Origin of the sequence: Thiomicrorhabdus xiamenensis (genome assembly GCF_013282625.1) — a bacterium.
Lineage (GTDB): Bacteria > Pseudomonadota > Gammaproteobacteria > Thiomicrospirales > Thiomicrospiraceae > Thiomicrorhabdus > Thiomicrorhabdus xiamenensis.
In genome coordinates this window covers 2,468,280-2,482,848 of record NZ_CP054020.1, presented here as the reverse complement: position 1 = coordinate 2,482,848, position 14,569 = coordinate 2,468,280, and the positions used below count along the sequence as shown (strand labels likewise).

Genomic DNA, 14,569 nt, shown 5'->3' with positions numbered 1-14,569 from the left:
TTTGTCAGAATGATATCAAAGAAATGATGGTTAAAGCATGGTGGCAGCAAAAACACCCTGAAGCTTGCTTAAAATTCGCCTAATGATTCAAACCTCTGGCGTGACTGTGTTCCGTGCTCGCTTGCAGGTATCAGCGGCTAATTTTGCAAGGTAAGTACGCCACAATAAGCTTCGCTGATCTTGTTAAATAAGACGACTTAACTTGATTGAAATGGATGCAAAGCTTGCTATACTGGTATCAATTGAAGGGTTTTTGTTTTTTAAGGGCTCTAACCTGTTGTTTTATAGTGCTTTTCAGTGATTTTTTTTACTCTGGATAGCTGAGCATGGAAGTTCGATGAATACCGGATTTAATATTTCTGAATTAAGATTTTTAGTGGTAGATGATTTGCCTAATATCTGTACACTATTTTCTTCAATTCTCCATGATTTTGGATGGAAAAATGTTTCTGTTTCCACCAGTGGAGAAAAAGCGTTGGCGCTACTTAAAGAAAAAGATTTCGATTTTGTCCTGCTGGATATCAATATGGAAGGCATGGATGGTTTAGATGTTCTTGATCAAATCAACTCATTACCCATCTTATTTCCGCCTCATGTCATCATGATAACTGCAGATGCAAGTCGGGATAGCCTAAATAAGGCTCTTCAAAAAGGGGCAGCAGATTTCATCGTGAAACCCTTCCAGCCTGCTGTTTTGCAGATGAAGATTAAAAAAATCTTTGCTGAATCTAAAATGCAAAATACATCTCGATTAATGCGATAACGCGCCTCAAGTCAAAATTTGTATTGCCACTAGATGATCAGAGCCTCCTTTCATATCACTTAGCGTTGGTAGATGTTGGTAGATGAATTATTTGTGATTGAGGTAAATATCCTTCTTAAGGATCAGTCAATCGACGCGTTTAAAAAATTACACTTTTTTTTAAAAATTGTTTGACAGCTATCAGGGCGCTCTATATACTACGCGCCATCAAGTTCAGGTCGCATAGCTCAGTTGGTAGAGCAATGGATTGAAAATCCATGTGTCCCTGGTTCGATTCCAGGTGCGACCACCACAAATGCGAGCGTGGTGGAATTGGTAGACACGCCAGATTTAGGTTCTGGTGCCTTTGGTGTGAGAGTTCGAGTCTCTCCGCTCGCACCATATTCTTAAGCCCGAGTTGAAGTTTTCAACTCGGGCTTTTTTATTGCCCGAAATTCCCTGTTTCGGAGTCGATAGTCTTTTTGGCAAGCCATGCGGTTTGTCATCACTTGCCCTAACAGACGGAGGTTATTCGTCCTTGTCCTCAATGCGCTTTTCGAGCAGCCATTTACGTTTCAGGTTATGGATATAGATGATCAAAACGAAAAACGCGGTTGAGATCACGCCGAGAATCAGCAGAGTCCAGTTTTCTTCGGGAACGGTATCCAGCAGAATCAGTTTCCGGATAATGACCACGAAAGCGATTTCAAGAAATGTCAGAGCGTAGTCGAAGCTGTTGTGTATAAACAGGGCTTTGACGATAGCGAGTACGATCAGAGTGAACAGCGCGTCGGTGAGCAAAATCTTCATCGAAGGAAAATCCAGAATGCCCTGGATTACGGTGAATTCGAATAATTTACTGGAGATGCTTACGAGACAGGCGGCGAGATAGATGACCATGAAGATAATAAAGATCAGCCTGAGGAGCGTGACGCTCTGGGACAGGGTATTTTCCGCTTGATTTTGGAGATAGTGATTAAGTTTGCTGAAAGAGCGTTTCGGGGGCATTAATGTCTGTTCCTCGTTGAGTTGTGGGGGTATGAAAGAATAACTTAGAATACATCCTCCGTGTTTACTCGGGAAGCGAAAAATAATGTTTTGCCGACAAAAGGAACGCTTGTTGTACAAGGCCTGAGGGATAACTTATGGATGAGTTTAAGAAAGTCGTCGCGAATATTGCTCTTGCCAGCCTGGCGGCGGGCGTAACCCTGTTTTTTACAGTACTGACGGTCTTATTGATTGCAGGTTCCGATATCAGCACGTATTTTTCTGGATATTTTGTGATTTCGCTGCTTGTTGCCATTCTCGGTTCAGTGATGGCGTTGGTCGTTGCGATGCTTATCGGTGTACCGTTTTACTTTGTCGTGAAGAAGCGTGGAGGGCTTAATTGCGCAGCAGTTTATGGGTTGTCGACAGTCATTCTTGTGCTGGCGGTTTGGTTGAGTACCAATAAAGAGCACCCCGAACTGATCCTGTGGATCAGTATTGCTGGCATTCCGTCGGCACTTATCGGCGCGCGGGTTTTCTGCAGACGTTCGGGAATGACTCCGGCAAAGAACCGGTAGGCGATTAATTGATCTCTTTCCAGCCGCCTGAGCCAAGCCCCCAGCGGTTTGTCGGTGAATAGCGCAAGTAACGCATTTCGCAGTTCAGGCTTTCCACCCCGGCGGAGAAATCTTTCACCGGGCCGAAAAGGAAAATACTTAACCGGTTGACCAGATTCGGCGCCTCAATTTTGGGCAGGCCGCTTTCATCTTCAGCGGAAAGCAGATAATTACAGCTTTGGTAGGCGCTGTCGTTAGCGTTGTACAGACATCTTTGAGGGTTAAGGTTGCTCGAATCGGTACCGTAAATGCAGGTGCCGGAGCGGCCGATATAGATTGGATCATGAACAACCACATCCGGGTCCAGCAGGTTCATGAGCGTGTCTCCAAGCGGGCCGAATCCCAGAATATTTTCCAGCAGCCAGTTGAGTAGTAAGTCCAGTGGGAGGATTTTTAAAACGAGCCAGAGGACGGGGCTGACAATTGAGTCAACGACCGTAAGCAGACTGTTGAGGAGGTCGTCGCACCGCATCGCTAGGACCTGGTTGCTGAGACCTAGAAAATCCGTCAGCCAGTTCAGCAGGGTAACATCGACATTAACGGTCAGCAGCGAGCAGCGGTAACCTTGTCCGTTAAAGGTTGTGGCCAGAAGATCGCCTTTCTGCAAATTGTCGCCGTCGGTACTTTTCGGGTGCATCGAGCCGTCGCCCGAAAGGGGGTTTAGAAGTAGGAGCAGTTCATCGACGGTGGTCACCAGTCCGGCGTCGTTCGCTAGTGTATCGGCGCCATCATACACAAATACCGGAAGCTGACCTACGGCCCGCAGATAGTCGCCCTTTGAGAAGTTGCTCTCAACCAGCAGGTTGCCGATGATGCCGTTATTTTCGACAAAGGGTTCGATGCCGATCCAGCCCTGACGTTTGAAAAAGTCGATATAAGGGTATTTGGTGGTGTCGGAAAGACTCGGATGTGTTGCCGTAAAGCCGTATTCACAATAATTTCTGCGCGCTTCGGAGGCCGGGTCGGCAATGGCTTCGGCAAGTGCATCGGCTTGCGCTTCGGTCAATGAATGGGCCGGGATGGCCGCAAAATCAAGCAAGCCGTTTAACAGGACTTTTACGACTCCCTGATTTTTGAGTTTTTCGATATCTTTGGGGTATAAGCCATCAAGAATATCCTGTTTGCTGAGTTCTCCATTCATGCACATCTCATAGCGGATATCGCAGTAGCACTTCTGGTTACTCGGATCGGCTCCGAATATCGCCCGGCCTTCAGGCGTGTACAGGTTCAAAAAGTTATCGTTGGTCCATAGTTGTACGGCAACGGCATTGAATTTAGGCAAATTTTCCGGCGTCATGTCGCCACTGGCGATTTCTTCCAGCGCCAATCGGGGATTGTTGCGGTACGTCGTTAGTGTGCTGCTGGCGCTGTAGTAAGGGTTTTCGTCCCCCAGGGCGTAAAAAGCGCCGTCGGCTTCTATTCTTCCGTAGGTCAATTCCTTGTAAATAACCCGGTCGGACGGCGCTTCGTCGGAATTGTAGCCGAGGGTGTGCAATACACTTTCTGAAAGGTAGTCGGAGATCTGTAGGTCCATGCTGCCTTCCTGGTAACCTTTCAGGGTCAAGGCCATTTCCGAGCGGAGTGCGGTTTCGGCGATGCTTCTCGCATAGTTATCCAGCTCATGATCAATGATTTTTAATTTGGAATACTCCATGACTAGGCTGAAGGCGTACAGGGCGGAAATAATGGCGCCTGCCCCCATTAGGGTGATGGAACCGCGTTGCCGAAAGAACCGGTTGCGATAAGAGGTTGATTTCATTGAGTGTATGCCCGAAATTAATGCTGAATCAAACAGAACTAAATCTTACGATGAAGAACTTTTGTGACTGAATAGTTTCTTAAAAGACTATTTTTTAGCAAATAAATATATTATGTGATTTTTTTACTTTAAGTAAGTATAGGAGTTTTACATTTCGACGTAAGCAGAATATTTTATTTTTTGCTTGAGCTTGCAAGTCGCTCATTTCTGGAATCGCATGCACCGTTTAATTGATTGAATTTGGTGCTTATTGTGTTTTTTTATGAGTAAAAGTCGGGGTTTGCCAAGAGGAAATTAAGCCTTAAAGTTAGTTAAGTTGTTGTATTTGTTGTTATTTTTTTGATAAGTACATTTTATGCGTCTTGATAAACGCTTTCGCTACTGAAAACCTACGCTTAAGGAGATACAAGATGCCAAGTCCACTACTTGTCAATGCGGCTACACTTAATGAAATGCTCTCAAGTGACACGCCTGTTGTCATTATCGACACCCGTTCACCGGAGGCCTACGAACAGGGACATATTCCCGGTGCGGTCAATATTCATTCTATTTTTACTTTTCTGGCAACCTCGACCCCGGAAGGGATTGAAGAGTTGAAAGAGAATTTCGCTTCGACCTTCGGTGAAGCCGGTCTTTCCGGTGCTGAAACGGCGGTTCTGTATGAAGATGCAATGAACACCGGTTTCGGCCAATCCTGTCGCGGTTATTTTCTTTTGAACTACCTGGGTTATGAAGATGTGTCGATTTTGCATGGCGGCTATCAGGCGTGGCATGCAGAAGGATTTGAAATCAGTCTGGAAACGCCGACGCCGGAAGCGAAAACCTTCCCGCTTAAAGATACCGGAAACAGCTTGATGATCGACAAGGAGGATGTTCTATCCGCGTTGGATAGCGACAAGATTCTATTGGATGTTCGCGACGTTGACGAATGGGTTGCGGACAGTTCATCGCCATACGGTAAAGATTTCTGTCCACGCAAAGGACGTTTGCCGGGTGCGGTTTGGATCGAATGGTATCGTATGATGAAGCCGGGACTGGTTCCGTTGTTTAAGACTCCGGATGAAATTCTGGCGGAGTGTAAAACGGCGGGGATCACTAAGGACAGCGAAGTCTATCTATATTGCTTCAAGGGCGCGCGCGCTTCGAATACTCTGGTGGCTCTGAAGTCGGCCGGAATCGAAAATGTTAAGCTGTATTTCGGTTCCTGGAACGAGTGGTCGAGAATCCCTGAGTTGCCGATCGAAGAAGGCAAACCTTTCTAATCGAATTTGTTACCTAAGAGGACACCCACTTGCAGGGTGTCTGCAATGGAATGATAAGCGATGCCAAGCTCTGATTCATTCGGGCTTGGCATTTTTGTGCTTATGTCGGCTTATTTGGCTTATGGCGACGGATAGGTGTAGCGTTGATGTATTTGTTCGATTTCCGCCAGGACCTCGTCACTTAGTGCCACATCAATCGACTCGATATTCTCTTTCAGCTGCTCCATTGTGGTGGCGCCGATAATATTGGCGGTGACAAACGGACGCGAATTGATGTAGCTCAGTGCCATCTGCGCCGCAGATAGCCCGTGTTGCTGGGCAAGTTCGACATAGGCTTTAGTCGCTGCATCCGCCTGCGGATTGAAATACCGGTCAAAGCGCGGGAAAAGCGTGATACGAGCATTTTCAGGGCGCTGATTGTTCAGGTATTTTCCGGCCAGTACGCCGAACGCAAGAGGGGAGTATGCCAGAAGCCCGACCTGTTCCTGATGGGCGATTTCCGCCAGTCCGACCTCGTAGCTGCGGTTGAGCAGATTATAGGGGTTCTGCACGGTGACAATTTTTTCCAGTCCCATGCTTTTGGCCAGATGCAGGAAGTTCATGGTTCCCCAAGCGGTTTCATTGGATAGGCCGATAGTACGGATTTTACCGGCCTTAACCTGTTCGGAGAGCGCCTCCAGGGTTTCGGCCATCGGCGTCAGGTCGTCTTGGGTTTTTTGCGGGTAGGCAAAACCGAGCTGACCAAAAAAATTGGTTTCTCTTTCTGGCCAATGCAGTTGATAAAGATCGAGGTAGTCGGTTTGCAGGCGTTTGAGTGATGCGTTTAGTGCCTGTTCAATCATCTCTTTGTTAAAACGGGTTTTACCGCCGCGGATATGTTCGACGAATTCGCCCGGCCCGGCTATTTTCGAGGCCAGTACGACTTCGTCGCGTCGTCCGTGTTTGGCAAACCATTCGCCGATAATGGTTTCTGTCGAACCGTAGGTTTCCGCTTTCGGCGGAACTGAGTAGAGTTCGGCGGTATCCCAGAAATTAACCCCGCGATCCAAGGCGAAGTTCATCTGCTGGAAAGCTTCATCGAGAGTATTCTGTTCGCCCCAGGTCATGGTGCCCAGACAGATTTGGCTGACTTTGATGTCCGTTGTTCCGAGAGTTGTATAACGCATGCTGATTGTCCTGTGTCACTTGCTGTAAATCTTGTTGTGAAAACAATCTTATCAAACCCAAAGAGGGGATGAATGAAAGGTTACGGAACTGAGATTGTTTTGTGAAAACTGCCGGCGACGGCTTGTAAAAAACGCCGTTTTTTTTATAGTTTGAAAGTACCTTGCCGATCAATATTGACGGTTTTGAATCGCTGGGAAATGCTGTATATCACGTGCAAATTGACTTTTTATCGTAAAAAATTGCTACTTGGTGTTTTATATTGCGTTTTTGCGTGTATGATACTAATGCGGTTTAAATGCTGATTTAGTGCGGTATTTTAAGTTGAAATTGTATTTGTTTTGGTTTTTTCAGGGTGTTTGGGAGAAAAGTTTGTGAAGATCGAATACCAAAAAAACGCCAATCTGCTTAAGGTTGATCTTAAAGATTCTCTGGATAACACCTTCTGTCGTAAGTTGAAAGGTTTGCTGGGTGACCAAGTTGGCCCTAAAACGTTGCTGATGCTTGATTTTGCCAGGGTCGAATTCTTAGGCAGTCATATTGTTTCGTATATTATCGGGGCTTATGAGGCCGTCAATTTCGAAGCGAGTCGCCTGAAACTGATTAATGTCAGCGAGAGTGCCTACTTGTTTTTGCAAAGCTTCAAGTTCGATGCAATGTTCGTGATTCAAAAGCAGCCGTCCGTTTAGACGGGTATTTGTCAGTGGCAATGGTTTTCGCTTTCTCTTCCGAGCGATTCCTGACATTGACGGATTCGGCTTTTCAAGCTGTTTTCGCCGTGTGTCAGCTTATCCACTAAGCGAAGCAGATTATCGTGTTTGACCAGAGAGATTTCCGCCAGTTTGGTAAATTCCTTCCTCTGGCAGGCTTCGCTCATTTTCTTCCATTCGTCGGCTTCTTGTTTCAGTCCAAGCAATGTCTCGTCAAGGCGAGCAGTCATATCCGTTAGTTGTTTGTTTTTGTGCATCAGGGAGGAGCAGGCGCTGTCGTCTGGAAACTGGCTGAAATCGGAAGCGCAAAGCGCTTTATATTCTTGAAGTTGCTGCGTCAGCTCGGCGGACAAATTCTGATGCTGGAGGACGATAATGTCCCACTCCTCGACGGTACACTCGAATGCCTGAGCCTGGAAGGACAGTGCCAAGCCAGTTAATAGTAACCACTGTTTTATCTGTTTCATACCTTGTCTGTTCCTGTTTCAGGCGGGGTCGGCCGTGCTTGTTTTCTGAGCAATTCTAAAGACAATAAATTCCGCCGGTTTGATTGCTGCGATGCCGATGGTAACGATCAAAATGCCTGTGCGGATCTCTTCCTGCGTCATGCTGCTCTTATCGCAGCGCACAAAGAAGGCTTCGTCCGGACGGCTTCCCTGAAAGGCTCCTTTACGCCAGTTCTGGAGCAGGAAATTTTCAACAGAAAGCCGCACTTTCGCCCAAAGCGCTTCACCGTTCGGCTCGAACACGGCCCATTGGGTGGATTTTTGAATGGACTCTTGCAGAAAAAGCAGTAGACGGCGAACAGGCACATATTTCAATTCATCGGAGTTCTCCGCCAGCGTTCTGGCACCCCAGAAACGAATTCCTCGGCCGTCAATCAGTCTAATGCAATTAATGCCTTGTGGATTAAGCAGGCTTTGCTCCGATTGAGAAATGTTCATCTCAAGACTGATGGCATCCTTTATCACCAGATTAGCCGGGGCCTTATGGACGCCGCGTTGTAAATCATTCCATGCGTAAATCCCGGCGATGGCGCCGCTTGGCGGAATGAATCGGTTTTCCAGCTGTAATTCGCCTGTGGCGGAATGTTTTTCGACGGCGACTTCAATCCACGGATAGTAGAGAGCGGCAAATCCTTGATCGGAATGCAGAAGCGTGCGCTGCTGCTGAATATCGGTAAGCGTTGCGGCTTCTTGCGAATCGAGGATGCAGAACCGGTCGCCTTGCGACTCGCAGTGTGAAATCATGGCCAGTTGCACACTCGGCGAAGTAGCTCCGGGGATACAGAGCGTACTGACCTCATCGACGGCTTTAAGGCTTTGCAGGCCGCCTGCGCTTCCATCCGTTGTATCGAAACCGATCAGTGACGAGTCACTATGATCGGCGACATTGACGACATAGCAGACTTGGCCGCCATTCTTAAAAAAGCTGCAGACAGCCGGAGCCAGATAAGGTGCGGCGGGAGAGTAGCGTCCGTAACAGAGCGTGTATTCCTTCCAGCTGTGAATTTTTGTCGGTTGATTGAGCCGGTAGCGGGTTTCCGCTACGCCGACAAAGCCGGTGATAGACGTTGTGACAGATGTTATCGTCGGCGGCAGAGTTGCGTTTTCTGCAATGTAAACGCCAGGTGTTGAGTAGTCGGGCATGCTTCCTCCTGAGAGGGAAGAGGTTGGGAATTCATCTTAGCCTTAAGGAGCAACAACCGACTTGATGGCGCACAATCTAAGGTGATAAACGGCTGATATCCCATTGGTTTTCGTCTGTTTTCGTATATAGAATCCGGTCATGGAGACGGTTGTCGCCGCCTTGCCAAAATTCGATTTTGTGTGGTTTGACGCGGAATCCACCCCAGAAATCCGGCAAGGGTACATCACCTTTTTTGAACTTGTCGAGCATCTTCTGATATTGCGTCAGCAGCAGTTTTTTTGAGGTGATGACCTGACTTTGTTGGCTGACCCAAGCACCGATCTGACTGCCTTTCGGGCGGCTGGTGAAATATTTCAGGGATTCTGCGGTAGAGACTTTTTCAGCAACGCCCTCGATTTTGACCTGACGTTCAAGATCGAGCCACAGAAACAGCAGGCTGACCTTGGCGTTGTTGGCGATATGCTTGGCCTTGTCACTGCCGTAATTGGTATAGAAGACGAAACCGCGTTCGTCAAAGTACTTCAGCAGTACGGTACGGGTGGAAGGCTGGCCTTCTTCATCCACGGTGGCCAGAATCATGGCATTCGGCTCATTGATTCCGGCTTCTTCACACTGCGCAAACCACTCTCCAAACAGTTCGGTCGGCAGGGCCGGAACGGCATTTTCGTCCAGTCCGCCGCGCAGATAGCGCTGGCGATAAGCGCTCAAATCACGTTTAGAGTGGTTGCTGTGTGCGTTATCAGTCATAGGATTCGTCCTCGTGTTTGGCGATCAGTTCGATAGCACCGTCATCCTGTATGATTTTATGAAAATGGATCGGGCGGCAGCAGACGGAACAGTCTTCGATGAAATGCTCCGATGGATCACTGGGGTCGACAATAATCTCGATTTCGCTCCAGCAATAAGGACATTGAACAGTCAGATTCTGCAGATCCACGCGCGCTTCCGGGATAAGGGTGTTTGCAGCCATTTTAACGGAAATTGAGATTTTTCTGAGAGGGAATTCGGTCCTTTTGTCAAAGTCGTTGCGGCGCATCGAATATGCCGGTGCGGGGCTGTTGCGGAATAGGTTTATGACGGCGTTTATGGTATCCTTTTGGGTTTGAATGCGACGCCTTATTCGAGGCGTTTTTAGACCGCGAAAAGACCGTACGGGTTTTGCCGCCGCGCCTGGAGATCGATGCTATGTACAAATCTTTACCTGTTTTAGCTGTTGTCTGGCTCAGTCTGTTGCTGTCCGGATGTCTCGGCATCACTCAGCCGACAGAATCGGATGTTGAAGAGATGGCAAAGAACACCTTTAATCAGGAGTTTGCCGGACTGTTTCTGGCGGACGAAGTGATTAAAGAGAATGGCTATAAGCAAAATGACACCCATTATGTTGCCGAATTAAGCATCAAGGCGACGGCGCAGCGTTCGCTGGATGACTATGCGCGCGAGATTATGAAAGACAAAGCGACTTCCAGTCTGGATAAGATTACCCGCACCATGGCGATCGGGATGTGGAAAATGACTTTGCCCGAGTTTGCCGCAGGGGATCAGCTGGACTTTAAGCGCAATTACCTGTTTATCAAGACCGACAACGGCTGGATGATTAAGGGCCGTCTTGAAAACGACGACGGTCACGAACAAATTTGATTTTTAACCTATATATTTTGGGAAAGAAATATGCCTCTACTAGATAGTTTTACTGTTGATCATACGATTATGAATGCGCCTGCGGTGCGTGTCGCCAAGACCATGACTTCTCCGTCCGGCGATACCATTACGGTTTTCGATCTGCGTTTCAATAAACCGAACGAAAGCATGATGGGCGAGAAGGGGATTCATACTCTGGAGCATCTGTTTGCCGGCTTTATGCGTGATCACCTGAACGGTGACGGTGTGGAAATTATCGACGTGTCGCCTATGGGCTGCCGTACCGGTTTCTATATGAGCCTGATGGGCGCGCCGAGCGAAGAACGTGTGGCCAAAGCATGGTCGGAGTCCATGCAGGATGTCTTGAATGTTGAGCGTATGGAAGATATTCCCGAACTGAACGAATATCAGTGCGGTACCTATATGATGCACTCTCTGGAAGAAGCCAAAGAGATCGCGCAGGACATTCTTGAGCATGGCATCGGCGTGAATAAAAACGAAGAGCTTAAGATGGACGAAGAAACTCTGCGCAAGCTGGGTAATGAGGTCTGAGCGATGAAAGTTGCCATTATCGGGGCGATGGAAGAAGAGGTTGCATTGCTGCGCAGCAATTTGACCGATATGCAGACCGAGACCCACGCCGGTTTCGAATATTATCTGGGTAAGATCGACGGTATCGAGGTTGCATTGCTGCGTTCCGGTATCGGCAAGGTCAACGCCGCAATCAGCAGCACGATCCTGCTGCAATTGTATGATCCGGATTTTGTTATCAATACCGGTTCCGCTGGTGGCTTTCATGTTGATTTGAATGTCGGCGATGTGGTCATCAGCAGTTCGGTCTGTCATCACGATGTCGATGTGACGCCTTTCGGCTATGACAAGGGACAGGTTCCGGGAATGCCGACGCATTTTCTGCCGGAAGACAAACTGGTCAAGGCGGCTCAGGCTTCGATTGAAGATTTGGGCGAAGTGGTGCATATGCATGGCTTGATTGCGACCGGCGACCGTTTTATGCATCATCCTGACGATGTTGCCAGTACACGTGAAGCCTTTCCGGAAATGATTGCCTGTGAAATGGAAGCAGCAGCCGTTGCTCAGGTGTGCCACAGCTTCGGGAAACCGTTTGTAATTATCCGCTCTCTATCGGATATTGCCGGCAAAGAGAACAAGGTCACTTTCGAGCAGTATCTTGAGCAGGCGGCGACCCATTCCGCCAAAGTCATCCTAGGGATGTTGCAGCACCTCTAAACTGCCATTGATTGATGTGCAAAAACAAAGGGCCTGGTGAATATTCACCAGGCCCTTTTGCTTTTAGGAGGCTATGAATCGAGAATTATTTCAGCGGTTTTTCGCAGTCGAAAGACCAGGTACAGCCGCCGGAGTTAGAACCGGTAACCGGTTGGCCGTCAAATGACCATGAGTCCGCCGTAGCGTTTACAGTAAATAGTGATCCGGCGATAAAGAGTGAAGCCAATAGTGTTTTCATAAATATTCTCCTTAGTATGAATATTAACTTTTACTAATATAAGTTAATTTGATTCTACATAAGAATTTACTGATGTCAATGGCGGTTGCCGTCACTTGCTGTAGATCCTTTAACCGTTTTGTCATTAATGGCTTTCGGTACCGGTTTTTAATGGTCGCTTAAAAACCGCCTATGCCGCGCCGGTGCGACAATTTGTCGCATTGTTTCGTTGCTGGCTTGCCCCTAAAATTTTGCGCTAATTCAAATCATTAGAACAGAAGACCAGAGGCGGCGATGCATCCTAAACCTTTTCACTACAATGCATTAATTTCGGCTTTATTGCTGAGCTTCACTCAATTCGGTTACGCCGACGACAGCAGCGAACTTTCCAAAGTAACGATTTCTTCTTCGACCATCGAAGACCGATTTGAATCGGATGCCGATATTCCGGCCAGTACGACGGTGATCAGCGGTGAAGCGGTAGAAGCAAAGCACGCGACCAATATTATCGAGGTACTGCGTTCCATTCCCGGAGTTACCGCTGATCTGGCCGGTGAAGGCGATGGCATCAAGATCAAAATCCGCGGTGTGGATAATCAGCGTTATATGGGCGAGAAGCCGGGTGTGGCGATTGTGATCGACGGTGTTCCGGTTTTCGAGCGTACCGGTAAGGTGAATATCGATCTGGATAATATTGAATCGATCCGCGTCGTCAAAGGAGGCGCTTCCTATCTGTTCGGTGAAGATGCGCTGGCCGGTGCGGTGATTATTACCACCAAGCGCGGCGCTGCGCATGCCGGTGTGACGCTTGAAGCGGATCTCGGGTCTTACGGTTATACGCGTACTCTGGTCAAAGCGGGCGTTGCCGAAGAGGATTTTGCCGGTCATGTGCAGGTAACCGATCGTCATAACGACGGCTTCTATGCTTTGTCGCAACGCGATGCTGAAGCGGTCTCCGGTGCGCTGGAATATTACCTGAACGATCATAGCGAGTTGACGTTCGGTTTTGAAGATGCGCAGCGCTTCCGTGATCGAGACGGCTCTGTACGCGGGGTCACCGCCGCCGAAGAGGATCCGGAAGGGGAAGAGGCCGGACGCGGCTACACCCGAATGTTCAATGTCGATCTGTCGCGACTGAATCTGACCTATTCGAACGACTTTTCGGACAGCGGTAACTTTATGGCGGTCGCCTATCAGTACAAAGACATTACCGATTTCTGGTCGGCACCGATTAAATACGACGGCGACGGCAATCCGGTCGGTGACGATCAGGTCGATATGTATGCCAATCTGAACGATTACGAGCAGGTGCAGCGCGGCCTGAAACTGGAGCTTCGTGACTCTTTCGGTGAATTTGCCTTGATGGGTGGGGTTGAACTGAAGAAAAATACCTTTGACGAGCAGACCACGGTGAAAGAGGACTATCGTACCTATTCGCGCGGCGAAACGATTACCGCCGGGACGATAAAGTCGGACTCTTACCGCGAAGAGATTACCAAAGCGGTCTACGGCGAGGCGAAATTCAGAGCGACCGAAAACACGACGCTGACCGGGAACTACCGTTTTGACCGCATCGAGCTGGACGGACATGATCGTCTGGAAGACAGCTATGACAGTAATGAGTTCAATGTTCACTCCTGGCGCTTCGGTGCGGATCAGAATCTGTCCGAAAAAACCTCTCTGTATGGCGCGGTTTCCACCGGTTTCCGTGCGCCGAGCCTGAGCGAACTTAGTACCAATGCCGATTTGGAGCCTGAAACGACCTTTAACTATGAGCTGGGGCTGCGCTCCGAGCTGAATCTGTTCGGTTGGAATACCCATATGAACAGTTCCGTGTTCTATATCGACCGACGGGATTTCATTACCAATTCCACCGGCCAGTACGTCAACTCGAATGTCGATCAGCTGGATGATGTCGAGTCCTACTATGACAATATCGGGCAAACAACTTCCAAAGGTTTTGAACTGGCGCTGCAAACCGAGAAAAAACATAATTTCTCGTTTGATTTCGCCTATACCTATCTGATCAGTAAGTTCGGCAGCTATGACGATTTCTATCTGGCTTTGGGTAATCCATACGGTGTGGTGGTGAATTCGGAAGAGGAGTTGACGACCGGTACCTACACCACCCGTGCCGGGACACAGACCTGTACCCCTGACGACTGCGTTTACTTTAAGCCTTACGACAACAGCGGCAATTATGTGCCGCGTACGCCGCAGCATATGGCGAACTTGCGCATTAACTGGTATCCGACAAGCAAAGTAACCTTTACCACGGAAATCGATTACCGCGGCGAGAGTTATGCCGATGAAATTAATCAGGAAAAAATGCCGGCGCGTACACTGCTGAATTTAGGTCTGGAATATCAGACCAAAGCGCAGATTGTCGGCGGAACGCAAGGGCTGATGACCCTGTTCCTGAAGGTGGACAATGTGTTTAATGATCAGTTCTACTCGATTGTTCGCGGTACCTACGACAGCAATTCCGACGGCGTGTATGACGCCGAAGACCTGTCGATCAACGTCGATCCGGGCCGTGTCTGGATGGCAGGTCTGAAAGTGAAATTCTAAGGAG

Annotated in this window: 16 protein-coding genes and 2 tRNA genes; 10 read left to right on the top strand and 8 right to left on the bottom strand. The window is 48.4% G+C overall.

Going from position 1 to position 14,569, the window contains the following annotated elements:
* Window positions 1–337: 337 nt before the first annotated feature.
* From HQN79_RS11440 to HQN79_RS11430, 3 genes are all read left to right on the top strand, one after another.
* Complete coding sequence (locus HQN79_RS11440; RefSeq protein WP_173286663.1) at window positions 338–763, top strand: response regulator; 426 nt, start codon at window positions 338–340, stop codon at window positions 761–763.
* A gap of 216 nt (window positions 764–979) precedes the next feature.
* Window positions 980–1,055, top strand: a tRNA-Phe gene (locus HQN79_RS11435).
* A gap of 5 nt (window positions 1,056–1,060) precedes the next feature.
* Window positions 1,061–1,144 (top strand) — tRNA-Leu (locus tag HQN79_RS11430).
* A 126-nt stretch (window positions 1,145–1,270) separates the two neighbouring features.
* On the opposite strand, the gene HQN79_RS11425 is transcribed toward HQN79_RS11430, so the two are convergent.
* A complete protein-coding gene (locus HQN79_RS11425) occupies window positions 1,271–1,750 on the bottom strand; it encodes a hypothetical protein (protein WP_173286661.1) in 480 nt (159 codons plus the stop codon).
* A 137-nt stretch (window positions 1,751–1,887) separates the two neighbouring features.
* Here HQN79_RS11425 and HQN79_RS11420 point away from each other — a divergent pair, with 137 nt between their 5' ends.
* Entirely contained in the window at window positions 1,888–2,307 is a 420-nt protein-coding gene (locus tag HQN79_RS11420; RefSeq protein WP_173286659.1) for a hypothetical protein, read from the top strand.
* Between the two features lie 4 nt (window positions 2,308–2,311).
* Here the strand turns inward: HQN79_RS11420 and HQN79_RS11415 are convergent, their stop codons facing one another.
* Window positions 2,312–4,105: a hypothetical protein gene (locus HQN79_RS11415; RefSeq protein ID WP_173286657.1), complete on the bottom strand. Its 1,794-nt coding sequence runs from the start codon at window positions 4,103–4,105 to the stop codon at window positions 2,312–2,314.
* 410 nt (window positions 4,106–4,515) lie between these two features.
* On the opposite strand from HQN79_RS11415, the gene HQN79_RS11410 reads away from it, so the two are divergent.
* Window positions 4,516–5,367 (top strand): sulfurtransferase, encoded by an 852-nt coding sequence (locus tag HQN79_RS11410; protein ID WP_173286655.1) that lies wholly within the window; start codon window positions 4,516–4,518, stop codon window positions 5,365–5,367.
* 119 nt (window positions 5,368–5,486) lie between these two features.
* On the opposite strand, the gene HQN79_RS11405 is transcribed toward HQN79_RS11410, so the two are convergent.
* On the bottom strand, window positions 5,487–6,533 hold the full coding sequence (locus HQN79_RS11405; RefSeq protein ID WP_173286653.1) for an NADP(H)-dependent aldo-keto reductase: 1,047 nt from the start codon (window positions 6,531–6,533) through the stop codon (window positions 5,487–5,489).
* A gap of 372 nt (window positions 6,534–6,905) precedes the next feature.
* On the opposite strand from HQN79_RS11405, the gene HQN79_RS11400 reads away from it, so the two are divergent.
* The gene (locus HQN79_RS11400) at window positions 6,906–7,220 is read left to right on the top strand and encodes an STAS domain-containing protein (protein ID WP_173286651.1); all 315 of its coding nucleotides are present in this window, start codon (window positions 6,906–6,908) and stop codon (window positions 7,218–7,220) included.
* An 11-nt stretch (window positions 7,221–7,231) separates the two neighbouring features.
* Here the strand turns inward: HQN79_RS11400 and HQN79_RS11395 are convergent, their stop codons facing one another.
* From HQN79_RS11395 to HQN79_RS11380, 4 genes are all read right to left on the bottom strand, one after another.
* Window positions 7,232–7,708: a hypothetical protein gene (locus HQN79_RS11395; protein WP_173286649.1), complete on the bottom strand. Its 477-nt coding sequence runs from the start codon at window positions 7,706–7,708 to the stop codon at window positions 7,232–7,234.
* Between the two features lie 18 nt (window positions 7,709–7,726).
* Entirely contained in the window at window positions 7,727–8,890 is a 1,164-nt protein-coding gene (locus HQN79_RS11390) for a phage tail sheath family protein (protein WP_173286648.1), read from the bottom strand.
* 76 nt (window positions 8,891–8,966) lie between these two features.
* Entirely contained in the window at window positions 8,967–9,638 is a 672-nt protein-coding gene (pdxH, locus tag HQN79_RS11385; protein WP_173286646.1) for a pyridoxamine 5'-phosphate oxidase, read from the bottom strand.
* On the bottom strand, window positions 9,631–9,861 hold the full coding sequence (locus tag HQN79_RS11380; RefSeq protein ID WP_173286644.1) for a CPXCG motif-containing cysteine-rich protein: 231 nt from the start codon (window positions 9,859–9,861) through the stop codon (window positions 9,631–9,633). The genes pdxH and HQN79_RS11380 overlap by 8 nt, the downstream gene beginning before the upstream one ends.
* A gap of 215 nt (window positions 9,862–10,076) precedes the next feature.
* On the opposite strand from HQN79_RS11380, the gene HQN79_RS11375 reads away from it, so the two are divergent.
* The 3 genes from HQN79_RS11375 to mtnN are packed head-to-tail and all read left to right on the top strand — an operon-like array spanning window position 10,077 to window position 11,777.
* The gene (locus HQN79_RS11375; protein ID WP_173286642.1) at window positions 10,077–10,529 is read left to right on the top strand and encodes a hypothetical protein; all 453 of its coding nucleotides are present in this window, start codon (window positions 10,077–10,079) and stop codon (window positions 10,527–10,529) included.
* 30 nt (window positions 10,530–10,559) lie between these two features.
* Entirely contained in the window at window positions 10,560–11,081 is a 522-nt protein-coding gene (gene luxS, locus HQN79_RS11370) for an S-ribosylhomocysteine lyase (protein WP_173286640.1), read from the top strand.
* A gap of 3 nt (window positions 11,082–11,084) precedes the next feature.
* Window positions 11,085–11,777 carry a 5'-methylthioadenosine/S-adenosylhomocysteine nucleosidase gene (gene mtnN, locus HQN79_RS11365; protein ID WP_173286638.1) on the top strand — a complete coding sequence of 231 codons (693 nt, stop codon included), beginning with the start codon at window positions 11,085–11,087 and terminating at the stop codon, window positions 11,775–11,777.
* 85 nt (window positions 11,778–11,862) lie between these two features.
* On the opposite strand, the gene HQN79_RS11360 is transcribed toward mtnN, so the two are convergent.
* Window positions 11,863–12,015 carry a hypothetical protein gene (locus tag HQN79_RS11360; RefSeq protein ID WP_173286636.1) on the bottom strand — a complete coding sequence of 51 codons (153 nt, stop codon included), beginning with the start codon at window positions 12,013–12,015 and terminating at the stop codon, window positions 11,863–11,865.
* A gap of 273 nt (window positions 12,016–12,288) precedes the next feature.
* Here HQN79_RS11360 and HQN79_RS11355 point away from each other — a divergent pair, with 273 nt between their 5' ends.
* Window positions 12,289–14,565 (top strand): TonB-dependent receptor, encoded by a 2,277-nt coding sequence (locus tag HQN79_RS11355; RefSeq protein ID WP_173286634.1) that lies wholly within the window; start codon window positions 12,289–12,291, stop codon window positions 14,563–14,565.
* Window positions 14,566–14,569 lie beyond the last annotated feature (4 nt).